This window comes from Sphingorhabdus arenilitoris (assembly GCF_042651485.1).
GTDB lineage: Bacteria > Pseudomonadota > Alphaproteobacteria > Sphingomonadales > Sphingomonadaceae > Sphingorhabdus_B > Sphingorhabdus_B arenilitoris.
Map to the genome: position 1 here is coordinate 1440911 of NZ_JBHSDH010000013.1, position 23837 is coordinate 1464747.

Annotated in this window: 26 protein-coding genes; 20 read left to right on the forward strand and 6 right to left on the reverse strand. The window is 54.5% G+C overall.

Annotation, left to right across the window (positions count from 1 at the left end; genetic code table 11):
- Nucleotides 1–38 precede the first annotated feature (38 nt).
- The gene (locus ACFOWX_RS11095) at nt 39–1184 is read right to left on the reverse strand and encodes a glycosyltransferase (RefSeq protein ID WP_381424078.1); all 1146 of its coding nucleotides are present in this window, start codon (nt 1182–1184) and stop codon (nt 39–41) included.
- 37 nt (nt 1185–1221) lie between these two features.
- On the opposite strand from ACFOWX_RS11095, the gene ACFOWX_RS11100 reads away from it, so the two are divergent.
- From ACFOWX_RS11100 to ACFOWX_RS11145, 10 genes are all read left to right on the forward strand, one after another.
- On the forward strand, nt 1222–2604 hold the full coding sequence (locus tag ACFOWX_RS11100; protein WP_381424080.1) for a protein adenylyltransferase SelO family protein: 1383 nt from the start codon (nt 1222–1224) through the stop codon (nt 2602–2604).
- A 115-nt stretch (nt 2605–2719) separates the two neighbouring features.
- Nucleotides 2720–4156, forward strand: a complete 1437-nt coding sequence (locus tag ACFOWX_RS11105; RefSeq protein WP_381425029.1) for a succinylglutamate-semialdehyde dehydrogenase — start codon at nt 2720–2722, stop codon at nt 4154–4156.
- A gap of 313 nt (nt 4157–4469) precedes the next feature.
- Nucleotides 4470–4946 carry a DUF4402 domain-containing protein gene (locus ACFOWX_RS11110; RefSeq protein ID WP_381424082.1) on the forward strand — a complete coding sequence of 159 codons (477 nt, stop codon included), beginning with the start codon at nt 4470–4472 and terminating at the stop codon, nt 4944–4946.
- A gap of 67 nt (nt 4947–5013) precedes the next feature.
- Nucleotides 5014–5208 carry a zinc-finger domain-containing protein gene (locus ACFOWX_RS11115; protein ID WP_381424084.1) on the forward strand — a complete coding sequence of 65 codons (195 nt, stop codon included), beginning with the start codon at nt 5014–5016 and terminating at the stop codon, nt 5206–5208.
- Between the two features lie 71 nt (nt 5209–5279).
- Nucleotides 5280–6704, forward strand: coding sequence for a metalloprotease TldD (tldD, locus tag ACFOWX_RS11120; RefSeq protein WP_381424086.1), 1425 nt, complete (start codon nt 5280–5282; stop codon nt 6702–6704).
- Between the two features lie 25 nt (nt 6705–6729).
- Nucleotides 6730–7290: a pyridoxamine 5'-phosphate oxidase family protein gene (locus ACFOWX_RS11125; RefSeq protein ID WP_381424088.1), complete on the forward strand. Its 561-nt coding sequence runs from the start codon at nt 6730–6732 to the stop codon at nt 7288–7290.
- Nucleotides 7291–7503: a putative signal transducing protein gene (locus tag ACFOWX_RS11130; RefSeq protein WP_381424090.1), complete on the forward strand. Its 213-nt coding sequence runs from the start codon at nt 7291–7293 to the stop codon at nt 7501–7503.
- Nucleotides 7500–8204, forward strand: coding sequence for an endonuclease/exonuclease/phosphatase family protein (locus tag ACFOWX_RS11135; protein WP_381424091.1), 705 nt, complete (start codon nt 7500–7502; stop codon nt 8202–8204). The genes ACFOWX_RS11130 and ACFOWX_RS11135 overlap by 4 nt, the downstream gene beginning before the upstream one ends.
- A gap of 167 nt (nt 8205–8371) precedes the next feature.
- A complete protein-coding gene (locus ACFOWX_RS11140) occupies nt 8372–8710 on the forward strand; it encodes a P-II family nitrogen regulator (RefSeq protein WP_381424093.1) in 339 nt (112 codons plus the stop codon).
- A 37-nt stretch (nt 8711–8747) separates the two neighbouring features.
- Nucleotides 8748–10091 (forward strand): ammonium transporter, encoded by a 1344-nt coding sequence (locus ACFOWX_RS11145; RefSeq protein ID WP_381424095.1) that lies wholly within the window; start codon nt 8748–8750, stop codon nt 10089–10091.
- A 200-nt stretch (nt 10092–10291) separates the two neighbouring features.
- Here the strand turns inward: ACFOWX_RS11145 and ACFOWX_RS11150 are convergent, their stop codons facing one another.
- On the reverse strand, nt 10292–10642 hold the full coding sequence (locus tag ACFOWX_RS11150) for a BufA1 family periplasmic bufferin-type metallophore (RefSeq protein ID WP_381424097.1): 351 nt from the start codon (nt 10640–10642) through the stop codon (nt 10292–10294).
- A 44-nt stretch (nt 10643–10686) separates the two neighbouring features.
- Nucleotides 10687–11028 (reverse strand): BufA1 family periplasmic bufferin-type metallophore, encoded by a 342-nt coding sequence (locus ACFOWX_RS11155; protein ID WP_381424099.1) that lies wholly within the window; start codon nt 11026–11028, stop codon nt 10687–10689.
- Between the two features lie 113 nt (nt 11029–11141).
- Here ACFOWX_RS11155 and tgt point away from each other — a divergent pair, with 113 nt between their 5' ends.
- The 7 genes from tgt (at nt 11142) to erpA (ending at nt 17879) form a co-directional block, all read left to right on the forward strand.
- Nucleotides 11142–12266, forward strand: a complete 1125-nt coding sequence (gene tgt, locus ACFOWX_RS11160; RefSeq protein WP_381424100.1) for a tRNA guanosine(34) transglycosylase Tgt — start codon at nt 11142–11144, stop codon at nt 12264–12266.
- 27 nt (nt 12267–12293) lie between these two features.
- Nucleotides 12294–12599: a YdeI/OmpD-associated family protein gene (locus ACFOWX_RS11165; protein ID WP_381424102.1), complete on the forward strand. Its 306-nt coding sequence runs from the start codon at nt 12294–12296 to the stop codon at nt 12597–12599.
- Between the two features lie 18 nt (nt 12600–12617).
- Nucleotides 12618–15332: a bifunctional [glutamine synthetase] adenylyltransferase/[glutamine synthetase]-adenylyl-L-tyrosine phosphorylase gene (locus ACFOWX_RS11170; protein ID WP_381424104.1), complete on the forward strand. Its 2715-nt coding sequence runs from the start codon at nt 12618–12620 to the stop codon at nt 15330–15332.
- A gap of 4 nt (nt 15333–15336) precedes the next feature.
- Entirely contained in the window at nt 15337–15795 is a 459-nt protein-coding gene (locus tag ACFOWX_RS11175) for a peroxiredoxin (RefSeq protein ID WP_381424106.1), read from the forward strand.
- 12 nt (nt 15796–15807) lie between these two features.
- On the forward strand, nt 15808–16587 hold the full coding sequence (locus ACFOWX_RS11180) for a ferritin-like domain-containing protein (RefSeq protein WP_381424108.1): 780 nt from the start codon (nt 15808–15810) through the stop codon (nt 16585–16587).
- A 222-nt stretch (nt 16588–16809) separates the two neighbouring features.
- Entirely contained in the window at nt 16810–17442 is a 633-nt protein-coding gene (locus ACFOWX_RS11185) for a M23 family metallopeptidase (RefSeq protein WP_381424111.1), read from the forward strand.
- Nucleotides 17443–17543: 101 nt separating this feature from the next.
- Nucleotides 17544–17879: an iron-sulfur cluster insertion protein ErpA gene (erpA, locus tag ACFOWX_RS11190; protein WP_381424113.1), complete on the forward strand. Its 336-nt coding sequence runs from the start codon at nt 17544–17546 to the stop codon at nt 17877–17879.
- An 18-nt stretch (nt 17880–17897) separates the two neighbouring features.
- Here the strand turns inward: erpA and ACFOWX_RS11195 are convergent, their stop codons facing one another.
- Together ACFOWX_RS11195 and ACFOWX_RS11200 are read right to left on the reverse strand one after the other, a co-directional pair.
- Nucleotides 17898–18320 carry a VOC family protein gene (locus tag ACFOWX_RS11195; protein ID WP_381425031.1) on the reverse strand — a complete coding sequence of 141 codons (423 nt, stop codon included), beginning with the start codon at nt 18318–18320 and terminating at the stop codon, nt 17898–17900.
- Complete coding sequence (locus ACFOWX_RS11200; RefSeq protein ID WP_381424115.1) at nt 18320–18739, reverse strand: hypothetical protein; 420 nt, start codon at nt 18737–18739, stop codon at nt 18320–18322. Before ACFOWX_RS11200 ends, ACFOWX_RS11195 begins: the two co-directional genes overlap by 1 nt.
- A gap of 54 nt (nt 18740–18793) precedes the next feature.
- Here ACFOWX_RS11200 and lnt point away from each other — a divergent pair, with 54 nt between their 5' ends.
- Nucleotides 18794–20413 carry an apolipoprotein N-acyltransferase gene (gene lnt / locus ACFOWX_RS11205; RefSeq protein ID WP_381424117.1) on the forward strand — a complete coding sequence of 540 codons (1620 nt, stop codon included), beginning with the start codon at nt 18794–18796 and terminating at the stop codon, nt 20411–20413.
- A 52-nt stretch (nt 20414–20465) separates the two neighbouring features.
- Nucleotides 20466–21689 (forward strand): methionine adenosyltransferase, encoded by a 1224-nt coding sequence (gene metK / locus ACFOWX_RS11210; protein ID WP_381424119.1) that lies wholly within the window; start codon nt 20466–20468, stop codon nt 21687–21689.
- Between the two features lie 55 nt (nt 21690–21744).
- On the opposite strand, the gene ACFOWX_RS11215 is transcribed toward metK, so the two are convergent.
- Nucleotides 21745–22899, reverse strand: coding sequence for a GGDEF domain-containing protein (locus ACFOWX_RS11215; RefSeq protein ID WP_381424121.1), 1155 nt, complete (start codon nt 22897–22899; stop codon nt 21745–21747).
- 202 nt (nt 22900–23101) lie between these two features.
- Here ACFOWX_RS11215 and trmB point away from each other — a divergent pair, with 202 nt between their 5' ends.
- On the forward strand, nt 23102–23812 hold the full coding sequence (trmB, locus tag ACFOWX_RS11220) for a tRNA (guanine(46)-N(7))-methyltransferase TrmB (protein ID WP_381424123.1): 711 nt from the start codon (nt 23102–23104) through the stop codon (nt 23810–23812).
- Nucleotides 23813–23837 lie beyond the last annotated feature (25 nt).

Below are 23837 nucleotides of genomic sequence, written 5' to 3' on the forward strand. Positions count from 1 at the left end.
GCGCATCCCGCTGCTGCGGTTCGCGCTAGACTATCATCCTAATCTTGTCGCGCAAAATCGGCACGGCCCATGGCACTGCCGTATAGCTGCCGATAACGCGCGAACATACGCTGTTCGTCATATTCATTATAGGCTTTGTTGCGATTTCGTTCGCCCAATCTTTCCCGCAAATCTGGATCGCTTGCCAGCGTCCGTATCGCCTCCGCCAACGCATCATCATCTCTTGGCACGATATAGGGACGGGATTGTTCATCAACAATAGAACGCACGTCTCCGACATCGGTTGCGGCAACCGCGCAGCCTGCCGCCATCGCCTCAATCAGTGATATCGGATATTGCTCGCTGTCGGATGATAAAGCAAATATATCGAACAAGCCGATATATCGGGCAGGGTCACGGACGAACCCCGGCATCATTAACCGTTTTTCCATGCCCAATTGCCGGGCCAATGCCTCGATATTGCTGCGCTGTGGCCCGTCGCCGGCAATCGCAAGCTTTACATGATCACCCGCCGCCGCGACCGCGCGCAGCAGGCGCGGGATATTTTTCACTTCTCGCAGCCCCGCGACGGTGCCGACAACCACCTCTCCGTCCCGTTTCTTAAATCCGGGGAACGATCCTTTTTGGCATATTTTCGAATAACGCTTAACATCCACTCCATTGGGAAAACGCGCGACTTTTTCAAATGGTTGATGCCAGCGTTTTACCGCAATTTCTTGGAGCATTTTTGACGGGACGACCAATGCGTGACTGCGTTGCAGCGCGATTGTGCGGAACCAATTACGTTTGCGGCTCAATCGTTCGATTTCATCTGCCTCAAATCCATCCTCATGGTGGATCAATGGACTCAGCCCCATTGTCTTACCCAGCAATGTATGCGCCATCACGCCATCCATCGCGCCCCAATTATAGCTAAGGATAAGGTTGAACCGTTTCATATATTTCGCGATTTGCCGGTATCGCCCCATGCCCGGCACACCTTGCAGCGACGGCGCAGCATCGCCGGGAAATTCAACTTTGATATTTTTGTCAATCGCGTCGCGTGCGCCCAGCGCATTTGCATCAGCGCTCAAAACCACATGTTCGGCCAAATCGCCAAAGTGATTCATCAACTTTACCGACCGGGCTTCTTTTCCGCCCAGATCAAAACTGCTGTGCAAATGCAAAATGCGTGCCCGCGCCATGCTTGCCTTTCCCTATTGCTATGACCATTGAGGACATATGAATATTAAACCTTCCCCTGGCGCTTACAACGCCGATCCGAAAATCACCAGCCTTGGTTCACAAATTGGTGATCCTGTCCGCCCTGCCGATTTTCCGCACACCAAATTGCGGTTCCGTAATGACCGGTGGGCGGCGACCGTTGGCCTGGCCGAACTCAGCGATCAGCAGTGGCTGGCGCATTTCGGACGCTTTGATCCTCTGCCCGGTAATTTGCCGCAACCGCTGGCGCTGCGCTATCATGGCCATCAATTCCGCAATTATAACCCCGAAATCGGCGATGGCCGGGGGTTTTTGTTCGCGCAGCTGCGCGACGGCGCAGGCCGGTTGATGGACCTTGGCACCAAAGGTTCTGGCACAACACCTTACAGCCGGGGCGGCGACGGACGATTGACGTTAAAGGGAGGCGTCCGCGAAATATTGGCGACCGAAATGCTAGAGGCGCTCGGCGTAGAGACTTCGAAAACATTTTCCCTGATCGAAACTGGTGAACAGCTGATGCGCGGGGACGAACCATCGCCCACCCGCTCGGCTGTGCTCGTCCGGTTAAGCCACAGCCATATCCGCATTGGGACATTTCAACGCATCGCCTTTGAACAAGACGAAGAGATGATGGCAAATCTGGTCCACTATTGCATGACGTTTTTATACAATGATCGAAAAAACGCCTCCGATCCTGCGGCTTTGTTGAACCTAGCCATGGAGCGGATTGCGGATCAAGCAGCAGCCTTCATGGTCGCGGGCTTCGTTCACGGCGTGCTCAACACCGATAATATCAACATCACCGGTGAAAGCTTTGACTATGGCCCATGGCGTTTCACGCAATTTTGGGACCCGCGTTTCACGGCGGCGTATTTTGACGATTATGGATTATACGCCTTTGGGCGGCAGGCCGAAACGATGCACTGGAATCTAGGCCAGCTCGCCGTCGCGCTGCGGCTCATTTGTGATGCGCCGCCACTGATTGAGGCATTGGAGCGATTTCCCCAGCTATTCCAATCAAGACTGATTAGTCGGTTTTTATGGCGACTTGGCGTCAAATCCGCGGGAGATGAGCAAGACCGGGCGTTGGTCGAGGCGGCCGAGCGGGCTATGATCCAAGATAATATTGCGGTGGATAACATGTTCCACGCCCATCACGGTGGGCGCAGCGATGCAAAATTGGGGCATAGCGACGCCTATGCCAATTTGATGGGGCAGCTGCGCGGATATAAGGGCGAAACGCACGGCCACCCTTATTGGCAATCAGAAAAAACCTGCTCTCTATTGATCGACGAGGTGGAGATGATCTGGGATGCAATATCCGAACGGGACGATTGGGGCCCGCTGACCCAAAAGATTGAGGAAATTAGGCAAATGGGCGTTGCTCTGCGCGGCGGATAATGCCGCAAACCTCGCAAAAAATCCCGGAAATGGTAAGCAATTATTTAACTTTAAACGCTACGGCTTGGTCGAAGCCCCTTAGATAATAGCATAAAGTCGACCCTTGGACCAAAATATTGTCACTGACCTAATCTCTTACGAACCCGCAACGGGGGCGGAGCTGTGGCGTGGAAAAACGGGCGACATTGACCGTGAAGTGTCCGCCGCTCGTGAAGCTTGGCCGCGATGGGCGGCATCGTCACTGTCAGAGCGGCTGACCGTCATCCGTGCAGTTGCGAGCCGGATGCGCGGAGAGACGGAAAAACTAGCGGACCTGATCGCACGCGAAACGGGCAAGCCATTATGGGAAGCGCGCGCAGAAATAGAAGGCGTGATCGAACGGGTCGATATTTCGGTAAAAGCCTATGCCGACCGCAGCTCGCAGCGGCGAGTCGACGGCAAGCCTGGCGTCCGCTCCGCGCTGCGTCACAAACCGCATGGTGTTTTGGCCGTGATTACGCCTTTCAATATGCCCGTGCTAATCCCGGCGGGCCATATCATCCCCGCGTTAGTGGCCGGCAATGCCGTTGTTTTCAAACCATCCGAAAAAGTCCCCGCCACGAGCCAATTTCTGATAGACCTGTTTCACAAAACCGGCATTCCTCCTGGCGTTGTGCGCATCGTCCAAGGCAACGGAGAAGCGGGGCGCAAATTATCCGAACATCCCGGAATAGACGGCACTTTATTCACCGGTTCGGCAAATAGCGGAATACAGCTACACCGTCAGTCAGCGAACCGGCCCGATAAGCTGTTGTCGCTCGAAATGGGCGGAAATAATCCCATTATTGTTTGGGATACAAAGGATATTCACAGCGCCGCTGTGCTGATCGTTCAATCGGCCTTTCTATCCGCTGGGCAACGCTGCACGGCTGCACGGCGGTTGATCGTTAAAGATGAATTATTCGATGTGGTGGTGAGCGAAGTTAAGCGCTTAGCCGACCGGCTCGTAATTGGCGATCCTCACGGTGAGCCCGCACCCTTTATGGGACCGGTTATCGACAATGATACGGCCGACGGCCTGACCGAAAGTTTTGTTGCTTTAATGAGCCACGGCGGCCGGCCGATTAAACATATGGCGCGCCCGATCAAAGACAGGCCGTTTCTAACGCCAGGGATCATCGACGTGAGCACGATGATCGAACGGCCCGATATAGAGCTATTCGGCCCGCTGCTCCAATGCGTGCGCGTACCCGATTTTGAGATGGCGATTGACGAGGCAAACAACACTCGTTTTGGCCTGACCACGGCATTGATTGGCGGATCACCCGAACAATATAACCAATTTTGGGCAAATAGCCGGGCCGGGATCGTCAATTGGAATGCCGCGACAAATGGCAGCATTGGTCAGGCGCCATGCGGCGGTGTCGGCTTGTCGGGCAATTGCCGGCCCGGCGGCTATTATAGCGCTGATCAAGTCGCTTATCCCGTAGTGTCATCGGAAAATGAAATCCCGAAAGGGATGATTGGTATCGGCCTGAAAGCCGATGAGTTTGACGGAACTTCGCTGGGGTAATTAGGGCCAAGCCCTAAGCCGTAAATGGAAGATCTAGGAACAAGGTGCGAGCCTTATGGCCCGGCTTATCCGGTAGGTAATAGTATTTTACAATATTTTGCATCGCAACCTCAGCGCATTTTCGGTCCGAAATGGATATATTATTTAATATAAACAGAGATTTAATAGTATAGAAGTTAACATCGGTTAACCATCCTCTACAGCTAATATTTACCATTTACCGCGTAATCCCAACGTCATGAACGGGGCAAACTTCTCTCGCTTGAAAAATAGCGTAACCATTTTGGGTGCATCTCTTGCAGCTCTTGTATCTATGCCAGCGCATGCAGATGTTGAAAGCGCAGACGGCCGCGCAGTCATCATTCGTCCGCTATCATTCATCAACTATGAAGATTTGAATTTTGGCAAAATCATCCCAGCATCAACCGCCGGGACGGTGACGGTTGCACCAAATGGCACGCGGACCACGAATAACAGTAACATCGTCCTGGTCGGCACAGATCATCAAGCCGCCCGTTTTACAGGGCAAGGCACATTTAACCAACGGGTCGATATCTCGCTGGCGTCCAACACCATCGTAATCAACGGAGCGGGCACGCCGATGACGGTCAGCACCTTTACCATCGGCAGCACGCCATCGGTTGTTTTGACAACCACGCCGACACGTTTCCGCATTGCATCGGCAAATGGTATTTTCGCATTCACCGTAGGGGCGCGGCTGAATGTCGCTGCAAACCAAGCACCTGGGAAATATTCAGGTACTTGGAATATCACGCTCAATTATCAATAGTTGCGCAATCTAATTTTTGTCCATTTGCCGGATTGCGGCAATCAAGACGCTTTGCTAATGGCCGCGCATGAGCAATATTCCTGAAACAATCCTTGTCCGCGATAAACGCGTTGCCTGCGACGGTAGTGGCGATGTTCCTGCCGCATTGGGCCATCCCAAAGTATTTTTGGAAATTGATGAAAAAGGATATGTGGAATGCGGCTATTGTGACCGGCGGTTCGTCCTTATCGGCGGGCCAGCGGATGTAAAAACCGCAAAATGACCGCCGCCTAAATCATCACACGTGATAAACAGCCTCTGTTCAATGGCTGGTAATCTGCCTATATCGGGGCAATGACATATACCGATCCGCGCTCTTTTCTATATCAACCCGGCTTGATTGATCCCGATGGCGCTTTGCGCATCACAAAGGAGGCCCTGGCCAATTGCGATGATGGCGAATTATATCTTCAATATAGCGCGTCAGAAAGCTTTGGCTTTGATGATGGGCGGTTGAAGCTTGCCGATTATTCTACTGGCGGCGGATTTGGGCTGCGCGGTGTATCGGGTGAAATGACCGGTTTCAGCCACGCCAATGAGATTAGCGAAGCGGCGATCCGGCGCGCTGGCGAAACTTTGCAACTGCTTGACCCGGCAAAAGGCGCCGCATCCCCGCCACCGCGTCAGAATAACCGGCATTTATATACCGATGGCAATCCGCTCGAAATGATCCCCTTTGCGCAAAAAGTGGCGCTGTGTGAGAAAATCGATGCTGCCGCCCGCGCCCGTGACCCGCGCGTGGCGCAAGTCAGCGTGTCCATGTCGGGCAGTTGGAGCGTCATTGAAATTGTTCGTGCTGACGGTTTTGTCGCCACCGACATCCGTCCGCTGGTTCGGCTGAACGTCAATATTGTCGTGGAAGAAAATGGCAGACGCGAATCGGGCGTTTATGGTTTTGGCGGCCGTTATCTCTACGACCGGCTGTTCGACGACGATATGCAGCAACACGCGATTGATGAAGCCTTGGCACAGGCGCTGACCAATTTGCGCAGCGTCGATGCACCTGCGGGCGAAATGACGGTTCTGCTTGGCCCCGGCTGGCCCGGCGTGCTGCTGCATGAAGCGGTGGGGCATGGCCTCGAAGGCGACTTCAACCGCAAGGGCTCCAGCGTATTCAGCGGCAAAATTGGACAGCGCGTCGCTGCTCCGGGCGTCACTGTCGTCGACGATGGTACGATGGCGGACCGGCGGGGATCGCTGTCGATCGATGATGAAGGCACTCCGACACAGGAAAATGTCCTGATCGAGGATGGCATTTTGAAAAAATATATGCAGGACCGAATGAATGCCCGCCTGATGGGCGTCGAGGCAACGGGCAATGGGCGGCGCGAAAGCTATGCTCATGCCCCGATGCCGCGAATGACCAATACGTTCATGCGCAGCGGCAATGATGATCCCGCCGAACTGCTCAGCCGCGTCAAAGACGGCATATTTGCCAAGAGTTTTGGCGGTGGTCAGGTTGATATTGTATCGGGCAAATTTGTTTTCAGCTGCACCGAGGCTTACCGCGTGAAAAATGGCAAGCTGGGCGATCCGATAAAAGGCGCAACGCTGATTGGTGATGGGTATACGGCGCTCAACAAAGTCACTGGGATCGGCAACGATATGGCTTTGGACGAAGGTATCGGCGTGTGCGGAAAGGCAGGGCAAAGCGTTCCTGCGGGTGTGGGGCAGCCGACGACCCTCGTCAGCGCACTGACCGTTGGCGGAACCGCCTGAACCCAAAGGGACAAAGGAGCGTCCAATGTCCGAATTTTATGAATGCCTGAACGACAAACATAAGGAAATGATCGGCAAGCAGCCGGTATTTTTCGTCGCAACGGCGGCGGCAGATGGCCGAATTAACCTATCACCCAAGGGATATGATGCCTTTCGCGTGCTGTCCCCGGGGCAGGTCGCCTATCTTGATTTGGGCGGGTCCGGCAATGAAACCCATGCGCATTTGGCGGCGGATGGCCGGATCACGATTATGTTTTGCAATTTTGACCGGCCTGCGTTGATCCTGCGGATCTATGGACGAGGCCGGCCCGTATTGCCGCAGGATGCCGAATGGGAGCAGTTGGCGGCGCATTTCACCCTGCTGCCCGGTACCCGGCAGATTTTCGTGATTGATATTGACAGCGTTCAGGACAGTTGCGGCTGGGGCGTGCCGTTTATGACGTTAAGCGCGGAACGGGAAACATTGAAAAAAGCACATCGTCAGTCGGAGCCGGAACAATGGGTCACCAAAATGAAGGGCCGTACGCGCAGTATAGATGGCCTGCCCGTGCGTCCAACCGACCGGTTTATTACCGGGGATGAATGAATGGCGCTGGTCGAACTATCCCGTTACCCCTTTGCGATGAATGCCGAAATCGCGCGCACTTATCTGGAATCGCACGGTATCGGCGCGGTGGTGTTTGATAGCGGCATGAACGGAGCCGAAGGTGTGCCGATCATGATCCAAACGCGGTTGATGGTACTGGACGAAGACAGGGACGAAGCGGCAAAATTGCTGCTTGAAGCTGATCTTGCATGAACAGACCGCTGAAGGTTGCAACCTACAATATCCGCAAATGCGTCGGCACCGACCGGAAACGCGACCCTGAGCGTATATTGGACGTATTGCGAGAGTTGGACGCAGATATTATCGCCTTACAAGAGGCCGATCGGCGTTTTGGACAACGTGAAACCTGTTTGCCTTTCGCCAAAATTGACGCAGAAACGCCGTGGAAGCACGTGCCGTGGGGCGTAAGGCCCAATGGCATTGGTTGGCACGGCAACGCCATTTTGGTTCGCGACGAAATGGAGATAAAAAACGGGCGGCCGCTGGATTTGCCGACTTTGGAACCACGCGGCGCGGTATGTAGCGAGGTTGAAACCGGGCACGGCGTCATCCGCATTATTGGCGTGCATCTGGACCTATCGGGCCTATGGAGGCGGCGGCAGATACGGCAGATATTGGCGCATTTGGATAATGAGCCGCGTCACATGCCATCCGTTATAATGGGCGATTTCAATCAATGGTCCCGGCGGGGCGCCTTGTCCGAATTTGCATTTCACCATCACCGGATAATTGACACGCCCAAAAGTTTCCACGCGAGCAAACCGGTTGCGCGGCTGGACCGGATTATCGTGAGCCACGAAGTCAACGTACTGGCACATGGGGCGCATAACAGCCCGCTATCGCAAAAGGCCTCCGATCATTTGCCTATATGGGCGGATTTATCCCTATCATGATTGCCTATTTTTTAAGCAGATAATATCTGGTGACTAAATTTTAAGCATTTCACCGATTGCCGATTTGTTGCATTGCAACAAAAACCCCAGAAAACCCATATATTTCGATTTTGGCACGCCCCTTGCTGCAGGAATTTTCGCAACAATAATAATCTAGGGGGTAACGCATGAAATATATCATCGCCATTATCAAACCGCATAAGCTGGACGAGGTGCGTGAAGCGCTGACCGGCATTGGCGTCGCGGGCATGACCGTCAGCGAAGTCAAGGGCTTTGGCCGCCAAAAAGGCCAGACCGAAAATTATCGCGGCGCTGAATATACCACCAATATGGTGCCAAAAATCAAAATTGAGATTGCCTGTTCTGCAGACACTGTTGCTGCCGTCAATGAAGCCATCACCAATGCAGCCGGAACGGGCTCCATCGGCGACGGCAAGATTTTCGAATTCGACCTAGCGGGCGCGCTGCGTATCCGCACTGGCGACACCGGTGAAACCGCGCTCTGAAACAAGAGGCGCAATAATGATGTTAGGGAAGAAATCTATGATGAAATCAATCAAATATCTTGGCGCAGCGGGGCTGGCGGCACTGGCCGCAATGCCCGCTTTTGCCCAAGAAGTAGCCGAAGCGGCAGCGCCCGTCGTGGACAAGGGCGATACCGCGTGGATGATGACCGCAACGGTCCTGGTTATGGCCATGATCGTGCCGGGCCTTGCGCTTTTCTATGGCGGCCTCGTCCGCACCAAAAATATGCTGAGCGTATTGACGCAAATTATCGCCGTGGCGTCGCTCGCGATGGTTATCTGGGTCATGTATGGCTATGGCCTCGCGTTTGGCGGTGATGCCAATCAGTTTATTTCTACGGGCAAATGGTTCCTTGCTGGCGTTGGCCCTGATTCACAGGCAGCGACATTCAGCGACGGTTTCAAAATCCCTGAATATGTCTTTATCGCATTCCAAATGACCTTTGCCGCGATTACCGTATCGCTGGTCGTCGGCGGTCTGGTAGAACGGATGAAGTTCAGCGCGCTAATGGTATTTGCGGCAATCTGGCTGACCATCGTCTATTTCCCTATTGCGCATATGGTTTGGTATGCTGGCGCCGATGAGGCATCCACTGGCCTGATCTTTGGATGGGGCGCACTTGATTTCGCTGGCGGCACCGTTGTGCATATTAACGCGGGCATCTCGGCTTTGGTTGGCGCTATCATTCTTGGCAAACGCATTGGCTACCAAAAAGAGATCATGGCACCGCATAGCCTGACCATGACCTTAATCGGTACCGGCCTGCTGTGGGTGGGCTGGTTCGGCTTTAACGCTGGTTCCGCGCTTGAAGCCAATGGTTCCGCCGCCCTTGCGATGATCAACACCTTTGCAGCGACCGCAGGCGGCGTGCTCTTCTGGATGCTGACTGAGCGCGCGCTTGGACATAAAGGGTCGATGCTAGGAGCTTGTTCGGGTGCGATTGCGGGTCTCGTCGCAATTACCCCAGCGGCAGGTAACGCAGGTCCAGCGGGTGCCATCCTGTTGGGCGGTATCGCTGCCATTGTTTGCTGCTTCTTCGTCATGAAACTGAAAGCAAAGTTTGGCTTTGACGACAGCTTGGACGCATTTGGCATCCATGGCGTTGGCGGTATCATCGGCTCCATCGGTGTGGCTATCGTCAATATCCCTGCGCTCGGCGGTCAGGCTGGCGATGACTATAACATGGGCGCGCAGCTCGGCATCCAAATTATGGCGGTTGCTGTGGCCATCGCATGGGCAGCCATTGGCTCGGCCATCGCTTTCTACATCGCGAAAGCCGTTACCGGCCTCCGCGTCACCGAAGAAGTCGAGCGCGAAGGGCTCGACCTCGGCGAACATGGCGAGCGTGCCTATAATTATTAAGTAATAAGCCGGATTGCGGCAGTTTGAATAAGAACCGCAATCCGGCACATAGTTTGGCGGCGAGCTCTCTTCTCTCCTTCTTAAACTCGCCGCCTCAACTTGTTCCTCCCGCGAACAACCAACTATCCCCGGGTCAGCAATGATCCGGGGTTTTTTCTGTGATTTGGTTAGCAGCCCTCAAATTTGGACCAGGACCTAAGCTATTTCTCGCTTTGGTACATTGCCCCCGGCGGCGCCAATGTGCCGCCTAAACCTGTGCACTGACCTGCAGGGACATATTTCCAGCGGTCCGGCATATAATCGGTTTCCGCTGTTCCCGCGCATTCTGTTCCGGGGCCCGCCGCACAGTCATTATATTGCGCCAGCGCGATGCCATAGCATTTTTCCCGCGCCGCCAATTTCGGCGTCGGCACGCGCTTTCCATCACCTTCGGCGGTATAGGTAACGGTCACCGTTCCGGTGTCCCCACTGTCCCCACAAGAGGCAAGCGCGCCCAAACAAATGAGCGCGCTTGCATATTTTTTCAATGTGGTTTCAGATAAATGCCCCATAGCGCGACTATAACCGCATCGGGCAATATCATCCAGTCTTGTTATTATGCGGCCAGGTCTCGGGTCAACGGTTCCAGCGAGCCTTTTTTGCCATCGGGCAATTGCGCATTGGTGCAGGCATCCGCACTTTCCACATATTTCCAAGCGTCGCCTTGATAATCGATGGTCGATGTTCCGGCACAGCTTGTACCCGGACCTGCTGCGCAATCATTTCCTTTGGCCAGCGAAACGCCATAGCATTTTACTTTCTCGCTGGTCGTTGCCGCAGCGGTGGTTGCACCGCCCGCCGATGCTTCTTTGGTTGCCGGAGCATCACTTGCGCTGCCGCAAGCCGCCAAGGCTGCGGCTCCAGCCAAAGCGGCGGCCATTCCGGATAATTTGTTCATAGCGTATACCTTCCCTTTAAATTGGATGATGGCGGTTCGGCCATCTAAGGCCTGTGTTCGTACATAAAGCGATAAAGGTTACAATGGCAAACTGTGACGCTATGGGGATCGGCATGACCAAAAGATTCGACTTTCAAATTGCGGCTACCGACGGAAAGGCCCGCACCGGGACGATCAAGATGCTGCGCGGCGAGATCCGCACGCCCGCATTTATGCCCGTCGGCACAGCTGCAACGGTAAAGGCAATGCGCCCCGCCGAGGTGAGTGCCACCGGCGCGGATATCATCTTGGGCAACACCTATCACCTCATGCTGCGCCCCGGTGCAGAACGGGTGGCAAAGCTCGGCGGCCTGCACGCTTTTTCCGGATGGGACCGCCCGATATTGACCGATAGCGGCGGATATCAAGTGATGAGCTTATCCGCCTTGCGCAAAATCACCGAAGAGGGCGTGTCTTTCCAAAGCCATTTGGACGGATCGCGCCATATGCTTAGCCCCGAACGGTCGATGGAAATCCAAAGGCTGCTCGGCAGCGACATCGTCATGGCCTTTGACGAATGCCCCGCCAATGGCGTGTCGCGCGATGAAGCCGCAAAATCCATGGCGCTGTCGATGCGGTGGGCCAAAAGATCGCGTGAAGGTTTTGACAGCGGAACCGAACACGCATCGCGGGCGGCGCTGTTCGGGATACAACAGGGGTCGCTGGACGAGGCGCTGCGCCGGGAGAGCGCCGACGCGCTGATCGACATTGGTTTTGATGGCTATGCCGTGGGCGGACTGGCCGTTGGCGAAGGGCAAGAGGCGATGTTTGGCGTGCTCGATTATGCACCCGGTATGCTGCCCGCCGACCGGCCGAGATATCTCATGGGGGTCGGCAAACCCGATGACCTCGTTGGCGCTGTGGAGCGCGGCATCGATATGTTCGATTGCGTATTGCCCACCCGGTCGGGCCGCAATGGTCAGGCCTTTACGTGGCAGGGTCCAGTCAATATCCGCAACGCCCGCCATGCCGAAGATACCGGCCCGCTGGACCCGGATTGCGACTGCCCCGTCTGCTCCACATGGAGCCGCGCTTATTTGCACCATTTAATCCGGTCAAAGGAGATATTGGGGGCCATGTTGATGACGCAGCATAATCTGCATTTTTACCAATCGCTGATGGCGGCGATGCGCGATGCGATTGCGGCGGGCGGCTTTGCCGCATTCGCGCGTGATTTCCGTAGCAGATACTTGCGCTGATCAGGACGAAATGGCTAATGTAGCGGGATGAGCGAGGATTTTCTCCACGGTACGGTGCATCAGGCGCAGACAGACATGCGCGGCGCTATAGAGGCCGATGCGGCTGTGCTTGCACTCTGGCAGGATCTTACACCGCTTGGCCGCAATGAATTTATCTGCTGGGTGGAAGACGCAAAGCAGGCAAAGACCCGCGAACGCCGGATCATTCGGGCAGTGGAAGAGTTGCAAGAGGGCAAACGACGGCCATGTTGCTGGCCGGGGTGCATCCACCGCACAGACAAAGCGCCTAGCAAATGGCAGCAAGCCGTCTTGATCGACAAGAAAAAGCGTTAGATTGCCCGGCATGATGATATGACCACGCATATTGCAGATGCCCTGAGCCGGGCTGAAAACAACAGCCCTTTTTTAAGCGGCCTTATGAAACGGCATCCGGCGTTGCTGGAAATGATCGCCGCGGGCGATCTGGATGGTGCGCTTGCCAATGCGCTGGCTTTGGATGGGGACGATATTGCAGCGATGCTGCGGCGGCGGCGGCAAGGCTTGGCGCTGGTCACCGCCATCGGGGATTTGTCGGGCCTATGGGATTTGACCAAGGTTACCGCGATTTTGTCGGACTTTGCCGATAGCGCGCTGGATATGGCCATTGCTGCGGCGATTGAGGAGCGAGTGCCCGGCGCACCGGTTCAGGGTTTTGCCGTCATCGCGCTTGGCAAACATGGCGGGCGCGAACTGAATTATAGCAGCGATATTGATCCGATATTTCTGTTCGACCCGAAAACGCTCCCCTGCCGCGACGGCGATGACCCGCAAGAAAGCGCGGTCCGCATTGGCAAACGTATCATCCAACTTCTCGATCATGTCGATGAAAATGGATATGTATTCCGGGTCGATATGCGGCTGCGCCCCTCGCCGGAGGTCAGCCCGGTGGCATTGCCCGTGGAGGCGGCCATCGGATATTATGAATCGAGCGCTTTGGCATGGGAACAAGCAGCGTTTATCCGCGCCCGCTTTGCGGCAGGGGACGAAACGCTTGGCAGCTATTTCCTGCGCAGTATCGATAGCTTCATCTGGCGCAGGTCCCTGGATTTTGGGCAGCTGAAAAATATTCAGCAAATGAGCGCCCAAATCCGCGACCATTATTCACGCGGGCAAAAAGCCGGGCCGGGTTATGATTTAAAACGGGGGCGCGGCGGCATTCGGGAGTGCGAATTTTTCGCGCAGGCGCATCAGTTAATTCACGGCGGACGCGATCCCGCGCTCCGCATTGCCGACACCCGCACCGCATTGTCGGCGCTGGCACAGGCTGGATGGATTGGTGAGGAAGAAGCGCAGGCATTGTCCGAAAGCTATGCCACGCTGCGCCAAGTGGAACACCGGCTGCAGATGATGAACGACCGGCAAACGCATAGCTTGCCAAATGATTTGGCCGGGTGCGAAGCCGTAGCGCGGCTCCATGACCTAAGCAGTGCAGAGGAATTGCTCGCCCAAATTGCACCGCATATCGCCCGGGTTCAGGAAATTTATGATGGGCTGGCAAAAGATGACGGCGAAGGCGCGCCGCCGCTGGCCGCCGATAATTTGCCGCTGTTGGATCAGCTGCAATCCATCGGCTTTACTGATGCGGACAATGTGGCAAAGCGGATTGCCCGCTGGCGCTCTGGCAAATTAAGGGCGGTGAGGAGTGATGCCGCACGCGATGCTTTTGAAGCGGTGCTGCCTGAAATGATGACCGCCTTTATCGCCTCTCCCGATCCCGAACGCGCCCTCGCGCGGTTCGACAGCTTGATTGAGGCGCTGCCCAGCGCGGTCAATTTCTTCCTGCTGTTGGAGGCGCGGCCCAAATTACGGACGCTGCTCGGTCATATATTGAGCTATGCGCCAACGCTCGCCGATGTGCTTGCCCGGCGCGCTGAGCTGCTCGACGGGCTGATCGATGCAACCGCCCTCAATCTGCCCGCTGGAACCGATGAGCTGGTGACCCAAATGCAGACGCTTACGAGCATTGATGATTATCAGCTGCTGCTCGACAATGTACGGATATTTGTTGGCGAACGGCGCTTTGCCTTGGGCGTGCAGTTGATCGAAGGGCAGCATGACCCCTTGCGCGTGGCACGCGGCTACGCCCATCTTGCCGAAGCCGCAGTGCAAATATTGACGCAGGCCACCATCGCCGAATTTAAAAAGGCCCATGGCTCTATGCCTAACGGCGAGCTCGTTATTCTGGCGCTGGGACGGCTGGGCGGCGAAGGTCTGACCCATGCGTCCGATCTTGACCTCGTGATGCTGTTTACCGGTAGTTATGAAACCGAATCGGATGGACCAAAGCCGCTGGGCGCCACGCAATATTTCAACCGGCTGGCGCAGCGCGTGGTCGCCGCGCTTAGCGTTCCGACCGCATCTGGTGCGCTGTATGAAATAGACACACGGCTTCGGCCATCGGGCGAACAGGGTCTGCTATGCGTTTCGATGGACAGTTTTGAACGGTATCAGCGAAATGACGCGTGGACCTGGGAGCATATGGCGCTAACCCGCGCTAGGCCGGTATTTGGTTCGGCAAACGCTCGCGGTGCAGCGCAGCAGGTGATAGACAGCGTGCTGGCGCAACCGCGCGATATTCAAAAGCTGATTAACGACGTCGCAGCAATGCGCGCAGAAATGGACCGGCACAAACCCCCAAAAGGACCGCTGGATTTCAAGCTGATGCCTGGCGGGCTCGTTGATAGTGAATTTATTGTCCATATGCTGCAATTGTCCGGGCGGGCAAAACCGGTGCCGCAATTGGGCGACGCCATCGCGATGCTGACCAATAGCGGCGATTTGCCGGAAAACTACAATCCGGCCGATGCGTTATTATCCCGGTTCCTTATCATCCTGCGGCTCGTCGCACCAGATTGCGAAATACCGGGCGAAGCAACGCAGCGGTTGATCGCGCAGATTTTGAAATATGATGATTGGGATAAACTGATGCTGGCGGTTGAAAAGGCACGCAGCATCGTGTTGGAGGAGTGGAACAAATATCTGCCGCCGCGCGATTCGCTGGGCACAGATCAACCCGGCAAAGGATGACGTTATGACCGAAATTGGCGATCCACTTCCAAATGTGACATTGAAAGATAGCGCAGATCAAGATGTGAAGCTGTCCGAATTGAAACCGCCCTTCGTGCTATATTATTATCCCAAAGCTGACACCCCCGGCTGCACCAATGAAGGCAAGGATTTTACCGCGTTGAAGGCGGATTTCGACAAGCTTGGTGTCTCAATTTACGGCCTTTCCAAAGACACCCCCGCAAAACTGGCAAAATTTGCGGCCAAGTATGATTTCAAAATCACTCTTTTGTCCGACGAACAAAGCGATGCGACCGAGCAAATGGGCGTTTGGGTTGAAAAGAATATGTATGGCAAAAAATATATGGGCATTGAACGCGCGACATTCCTGATCGGCACAGATGGTAAAGTGGCGCAGATTTGGCGCAAGGTGAAGGTCAAGGGTCATGCCGCCGAAGTGCTGTCCGCTGCGCAAGCGCTTTAAGCCGCACAGATAATGTCCAGCGTCGCCAATGCCTGCCGCCATGTCCTGCTGACCGCCGATCCAGCCGCGAAGATTATGGCGGCGCGGCGTGCGGCGCGCGAATGGCGGCTGGGACGGTTAGAATCGCGATTTGATTGCTCCATGCCGGATGCGCCCGCGCGGCCAGACCAACCTGTTCTTTTGCCGCCTGGCCACATGCCCAAGCGCAAAGGAGCCGGGTCACAGCGCAATCGGGTCAATATGCTTCACGCGCTTGCCCATATTGAATTTGCAGCGATTGATCTGGCCTTTGACTTAATCGGACGTTTCGGGGAACAGTTCCCGTGCGAGTTTACGGATGACTGGATGCGGGTCGGTGCGGATGAAGCTATGCATTTTGCTCTGCTCGCTCGGCGGCTTGAACAATTGGGAAGCTATTACGGCGCCCTGCCCGCTCATGCCGGATTGTGGGAAGCAGCGGAAAAGACCAAGGATGATGTCCTCGCCCGCCTTGCGATTGTGCCGATGGTGCTCGAAGCACGCGGCCTTGATGTTACGCCTGCTACGATAGACAATTTTACGAAGGCAAATGATTCGCGCTCTGCAAAGATATTGCAGCGCATATATATGGACGAAATTCGCCATGTTTCATATGGGACGAAATGGTTTGAATCGGCTTGTCGTGGTAAGGATTTGTTAACCCATGAAACATGGAAAAGCCTTGTCCAAAGCCACTTTCGGGGTGGCCTAAAGGGGCCATTCAACGACTCAGCGCGTTCCCGGGCCGGTCTAACGACAGATTACTACGCGTAGGTTGCAATGTCGTTCCAATTAAATTTACAAGGACTTCAACGATAAGGGGTAGGCGAATAATCGCCGCATAATTCGGGGCTGCGTTTAGGCGTGGGTCGCAAAAATAAAAGGTTACACACGCTTATGAAACGCAGCGCTTTGGCATCATGCCATTCACTCGTTCAAAAATCCGTTCTTGCTTTGGGGTTGGCTTTTGTTGCTTCGGCAGCAGCGTCTCCAGCAATGGCATCTTCGGCAGCGGCGACGTCGGACAGCTTCCGGATTAACCCAGAAGATGTGAAGGCGAATGAAACCGCATTAGGTGTGGCCGACCCTGATTTTCGTTCGCTGCACAATAGCTGGGGTAAAGTGAACGGGCTAACCGCCCCCAAAATTGAAATTTCTATTCCCTCGATCGACCCGGTCGAATCGATGCGCCTGTCGAGCGGTTTCGGTAATCGTCGTGCACCAATGCGGGGTGCAAGCCGCAATCATAAAGGCATCGATATTCCAGGTCCCGTAGGTACGCCGATTTATGCAACCGCCGATGCGATCGTTAACCGGTCACAATGGGTGCGCGGCTATGGCAAATATATTGAATTGTCACATGGCAATGAAATTGAGACCCGTTATGGGCATATGTCAGCATTAAACGTAGTCGCCGGCCAACGCGTCAAAAAAGGCGATATCATTGGTTATATGGGCTCAACCGGTAATTCCACAGGCAGCCATCTGCATTATGAAGTGCGGATTTCCGGCGTCGCGGTGAACCCAATGTCCTTCTTGGCTCCAGATAAAGCTTCCAACTCGGAGTCAAAAGAGTTGCTTGCGACAAATGAAACTGATAGCGATGCTATTGGTGGCCCAGCTGACTAAGCTGGAACGCTTAACGCATCACCTTTGGGAGAGGGTGTAAATCTGGGGGCAGACAGGGCGAAAGCCTTGTCGCCCCTTTTGTTTATGCCTACATATCAATTATGACAGATGCTGCGAAAATCATCCTGACCGAAAATGCTGCGCGCCGTGTAGCAGAAATTGCCCAAAAACTTGGCAAGGACGCCGTGCTGCGCCTGTCGGTGGAGGGCGGAGGGTGCTCCGGTTTTCAATATCGTTTTGGCTTGGCCGATGACATCGATGCGGACGATGTCCAAGTTACGGGTAAAGGTGCCACATTGGTGGTCGACCCGATGAGCCTTGATCTGGTGCGGGGAAGTGCGGTCGATTTTGTCGAATCATTGGGCGGAAAAAGCTTTCAAGTAACCAACCCCAATGCGCAAGCGGGATGCGGATGCGGATCGAGCTTCTCCGTTTGAACAGTCAAACGCCGAATATTACTGCTTTGCAAACAGCATCGCGTCATCGGCGAAAGCTTTGAATTCCAGTGCATTGCCAGCAGGGTCGCGGAAGAACATCGTGGCCTGCTCGCCCACTTGACCGGCAAAGCGGATTGCTGGTTCTATCACAAATTCCATTTGGCTCTGGCGCAGCTTTTCGGCCAATATCTGCCAATCCTGCATTGTCAGAACGATGCCAAAATGCGGCACAGGAACACCGTGGCCATCGACTATATTGCTCGCCTCTGCGCGCATTTTATGCTCGTCCAAATGGACCACAAATTGATGGCCAAATAAATTAAAATCAATCCAGCGCGCGTCCGATCGCCCTTCTTCACAGCCCATTAAGTCGCCATAAAATGCCCGCGCTGCGTCAAGGTCATCGACCGTGACAGCCAAGTGAAAGGGTCTTAAATCCATCATTCGGTTACCTTTTGTTGCACCGGAACCTCGGCATCGAGTAGCGGCAAGCACGAGCCCATTAACCGATCCCATAGAGCCATGCGCTGCGCATCATTAGCGGCATTTATCGCCATTTGCTGCTGATCGCGTACCGATTGACGGATAGCAAGGGCGACGACCTCTTTGGGCTGCCCGCTTTCAAACACGATCCTGTCCCCCATAATACCGGCATATTTCCGGCCCCGTTCGGTAACGTCGGGGAATCTCTGCACGCCGCTGTCCCCGCGTTTTTGGTCATAAGCAACAAGGCCCAATGTTGCGATACACCCGATTGTTTGCATCTGCATTTTGTCGAGCGGTTTTGCGAGCGGTGCAGATGGCGGCGCGGGCGGCACTGGCGGCGCGGCTTGCAACAAGAGGAGTAGGGAAACAAACATCGGCCATCTTTAAATTGCAATCCGCGTAGCGGCAAGGCATTGGTGCAAGCCGATATGAATGCCTTGTTAGAACAGCTGAAACGCTATCGTTATTGGATTGCGCCTCTTATCGGGGCGCTCAGCGCTCTCGGATTTGCGCCCTATCATCTGTGGCCGGTAACGATCGCCGCCCTGGCGCTCCTCATTCATTTGCTTTCGGCGATGCCCACGCGCAAATCTGCCTTTATCCTGGGCTGGCTGTTTGGTGTGGGTCATTTCACGATTGGCAATGACTGGATCGCCATTGCCTTTACCTATCAAGCAACAATGCCGGTATGGCTGGGATATATCGCCGTATTTGCGCTCGCGCTCTATCTTGCAGTTTTCCCTGCCCTTGCCTGTATAGCAGCATGGAGCTGCGGCGATTATGTCCGCAAAAAAGGCGGTAATCCTACGATATGCTTCGTTTTATCATTCAGCGCTTTTTGGATATTGACCGAATGGCTTCGCAGTTGGCTTTTCACCGGCTTTGCTTGGAACCCTCTGTCCGCCGCGATGCTGGGCACCAGCGGGGAATATGCGATGCGGACCATTGGCAGCTACGGCCTGTCGGGGCTTGTGATATTGGGCTCCGCGATGATCTGGGGGCTGATTGCATCCATGCTCAATGCCAATGGCAAGGCCATATTTGCCCGGCTGCTCGACTTGGTATTGCTGGCGATCGTCACAGGTTTTTTTGGTTGGATTGGCGCTGGCCATCGGATCGCCCAAAAAGGCGCCGGCACCCCGATCACGATAACTCAGCCGAATATAAGCCAGGCCGAAAAATATGAACCGGGCTATGATGCCATCAACTTCGCACGGCTTGCCCAATATAGCCGCCCGTTAAAAGGCCAAGGACCGCGGTTGCTGTTATGGCCAGAGGCCGCGATCCCAGATTATCTGGAATCCGGCTATCCTTATCGGTTTTATCAAGGCCAACCCGGAGATTCGGCGGTCGGCGCTCGGCAAAGATTAACGCAGTTGATGGGTGAAGGCGACATATTGATCACTGGCGGAGCCAAATTGGTTGTTGACGAAGAAGGACAGCTGATCGCCGCGCGCAATAGCATGATCACCCTGAATGATGCGGGCGATGTAATCGGTAGCTATGATAAATCACATCTGGTGCCTTATGGGGAATATTTGCCGATGTCCTGGCTGTTGACGCCCCTCGGCCTAGCGCGGCTAGTCCCGGGCGATCTTGATTTTTGGCCGGGGCCGGGACCGCAGACATTAAAGCTTGGCCCAGGACGCCCGAATGTCGGCTTTCAAATTTGTTACGAAATCATTTTTTCTGGTCAGGTCGTCGACCGCGCCAACCGGCCTGATTTCATCTTCAATTCTTCCAATGACGCTTGGTTTGGTCCGTCCGGCCCGCCGCAGCATCTGGCACAGGCGCGGATGCGGGCAATCGAAGAGGGGCTGCCGGTCATCCGTGCGACACCGACCGGCATCAGCGCGATAATCGACAGCAATGGCCGCATATTGAAAAGCCTGCCACTGGGTTCAGCCGGGCGTATCGACGGTACATTGCCCGCCGCCGACAGTCCGACGATATTTGCGCGATATGGAAATGTCATGCCCGTCTGCTTGGCGCTGTTCATGCTTATTTTCGCATTCTTGCCTGTTGTCTCGGCTCGCAAATCGCGCTAAAGGGCCCCAAACAACACATAAAGCTTTCTTTATATCATATAGGACACCCCCAATGCGCTCTAGCTTCTTATTCACTTCTGAATCCGTATCCGAAGGTCATCCTGATAAGGTTTCGGACCAGATTTCGGATGCGGTCGTCGATCTTTTCCTGTCAAAAGATCCCGAAGCGCGCGTTGCTTGCGAAACATTGACCACGACCAACCGCGTTGTTCTGGCCGGAGAAATCCGCTGCAAGGGTGTCTTTGAAAATGATGCTTGGGCGGATGGCGCTCTGGCAGAAATTGAGGCGGTTGTTCGTAAAACCGTGAAAGAAATCGGTTATGAGCAGGATGGTTTCCACTGGGAAACGTTCAGCTTTGAAAATCATCTCCATGGTCAATCGGCGCATATCGCGCAGGGTGTTGACGCGAGCGGCAACAAGGATGAGGGCGCAGGCGATCAGGGCATTATGTTCGGCTACGCGTCCGACGAAACACCCGATCTGATGCCCGCAACATTGGATTTCAGCCACAAGATTCTGGCCCAAATGGCCGCCGACCGCAAATCGGGCAAAGTGTCATTTCTGGAACCCGACGCAAAAAGTCAGGTTACTTTACGCTACGAAAATGAAAAGCCCGTTGAGGCAACCGCCCTGGTGGTATCAACGCAGCATGCTCCCGGATATTTTTTCCACAATGGCGAAGGCGACGAAGCCAAATATGGCGAGCTGCGCGATTATGTAATGGGCGTATTCCACAGCGTGCTGCCCGACGGATTTATCACTGACAAAACCGAAATCCACGTAAACCCGACTGGCCGTTTTGAAATTGGCGGCCCTGATGGCGATGCGGGTTTGACCGGACGCAAAATCATCGTCGACACGTATGGCGGTGCCAGCCCGCATGGCGGCGGCGCTTTTTCGGGCAAAGACCCCACCAAAGTTGACCGGTCAGCCGCGTATGTCACCCGGTACCTTGCGAAAAACATCGTTGCAGCAGGGCTGGCCCGCCGCTGCACCATCCAATTAAGCTACGCCATTGGCGTTGCACACCCATTATCGGTTTACGTCGACTTGCATGGCACCGCGAAAGAAGGCGTTACCGAAGATGCGGTTGAGGCAGCCATTCCGTCGCTCATCAACCTGACGCCGCGCGGCATCCGGGAGCATTTGGGGCTGAATAAACCCATTTACCGCAAAAGCGCGGCTTACGGTCATTTTGGACGTGCAGCCGAAGGTGATTTCTTCCCATGGGAAAAAACCGATCTGGTGGACAAGCTCAACGCTGCGCTATCATAAGCACTGGCGCCAGCAGCGCCGGATAGGGCTAGGTCAGGACGTAAGCGTCCTGAAGCTACATCACGCTGATATTGGCCGCGCGCTTTTCCTTTTGTGATGGGCGCGGCAGGATCATGCTTTCATCGGCGTCGGGTAAACTGTCCCCTTCCGCGATACGAAGCCGATTGCGCCCGGCATCCTTCGCCGCATAAAGCGCGACATCAGCGCGCCGGATCAGGCGCTTCATCGGTTCATCGGGCCGCGTGAATGCAAGGCCAAAACTGGCGGTAACGCGCCGGTCATCGGGCATACCTTCATGCTTCAGCAATGATAGCGCGACGCGTAAATGTTCAGCGACCAGAAATGCCGCCGGGCTGCTTTCCATATTGAACAGGAACACAAATTCCTCCCCGCCCGACCGCGATGCCTGCCCATGTTGTTGCATGATTTGGGTCACAGTATGACCGATATTGGCGAGCACCGTATCCCCAACATCATGTCCAAATTCGTCATTCACCGATTTGAAATGGTCAATATCAAACAGCAAAACCGCCCGCCCCGGCTGCCTGAGCTTATCTGGATCAGCATCCATGTCACGAAAAATATTGGACATGCCGCGCCGGTTCAATAAGCCTGTCAATGGGTCCGCCAGCGCCTCTTTTTGATGTTGTTCAACAAGGTCAGCTCCCAAAGCGACAAAAATGATATTCGCGCCAATAACACTTAAGATGGAGCTGCTTAAATATAAAACCGCCGTATAGAAATCATAGCTATATTGCATAGGCGCTGGCGCAATATCCATGATGATGATCATCGGACGCATTACAAAAACGCCCACGCATAACAAGTTGAACCAGAATAATAAATTATGCGTATATTGGCCGCGATGATGTTTCAAAACCATGGCGCCGCACATCAATATGCCTGCGGAGATCCAATCCATGAGAACAGCTTGAACTGGCGTTATGTCGGTCGCATTGACAACCGCCATACCAATGCAGAATAAGGCGCCTATCATTTTCAAATTTGGCTTGGCCTGAGTGCGGCTGCTGTAAGCCATGACAACGCAGATACAGCTGCCCCAAAAAGCCGCAGGGGCCAATGATGTAGCGTAAAAACTTGCCAGGAGTGACCGATATTGATCGGCCACTTGCGCTATGATGCCGAACAAAAAGGTCGCAGAGATCCAACCGGCCGCCTTCATTTGACGGTTGGTGAAATAGATCGTCATGAAACCTATAAAAAACAATAGGGTAATCATTGCGATCAACAAATTGAACATCAGCAAATCCACCCTGCGGCATTAGCCAGTAAAGCCCAATATTGGGTTAACGATTGCGTTAATGTGGTCGACCTCCCATCGTTTAGTCAGAGCACGGCTGCCCTCCCGCAATGCTCTTGCCAAAATTGTCATAAAGTTTATGCGCGGGGCTATGACTGCTTATAAATCCGGTGATCCAACGACATTGAACCGCCTATATGGCCGCACCAAGGGCAAAAAGCTGCGCGGCTTTCAATCCGACCTGATGGACGAGCTGTTGCCAAAAGCGAGCGTGCCTGAACAAGGCCCGATTACGGCAAAAGCCTTATTTGGCGCCGACAAACCGCTGCATTTCGAAATTGGCTTTGGCAGCGGCGAACATATGGCAACCCGGGCCGATATGCTGCCCGACCATGGATTTATCGGTTGCGAGCCATATGAAAATGGCGTGGCGGCGGCGCTGGCGCATATAGATAATTTCAATGATCTTGGACCGCTGGGCAACGTACGTTTGCATATGGGCAATGCGCTGGAGGTGCTGGCGCGTATTCCCGATGGCGCGCTCAGCTTCGTCTACCTGCTCCATCCCGATCCCTGGCCGAAGGCGCGTCACGCCAAACGGCGTATGATGAATGATGGCCCGGTAAACATGATTGCAGCCAAGTTAAAACCGGGCGGTGAATTTCGTTTTGGCACCGATCACCCGGTGTATCTGCGCCATGCATTGATGGTGATGCAGCGGCACCGCGACCAGTTTATGTGGATGTGCAACCAGGCCGATAATTTCTTGAATCGGCCTAGCGGCTGGCCCGAAACCCGTTACGAAGCAAAGGCGCGGCGGCAAGGGCATGAAGTCTGGTATTTCCGATACCGGCGTTATTGAACGAGCATCGTTGCTGCCGTCACAG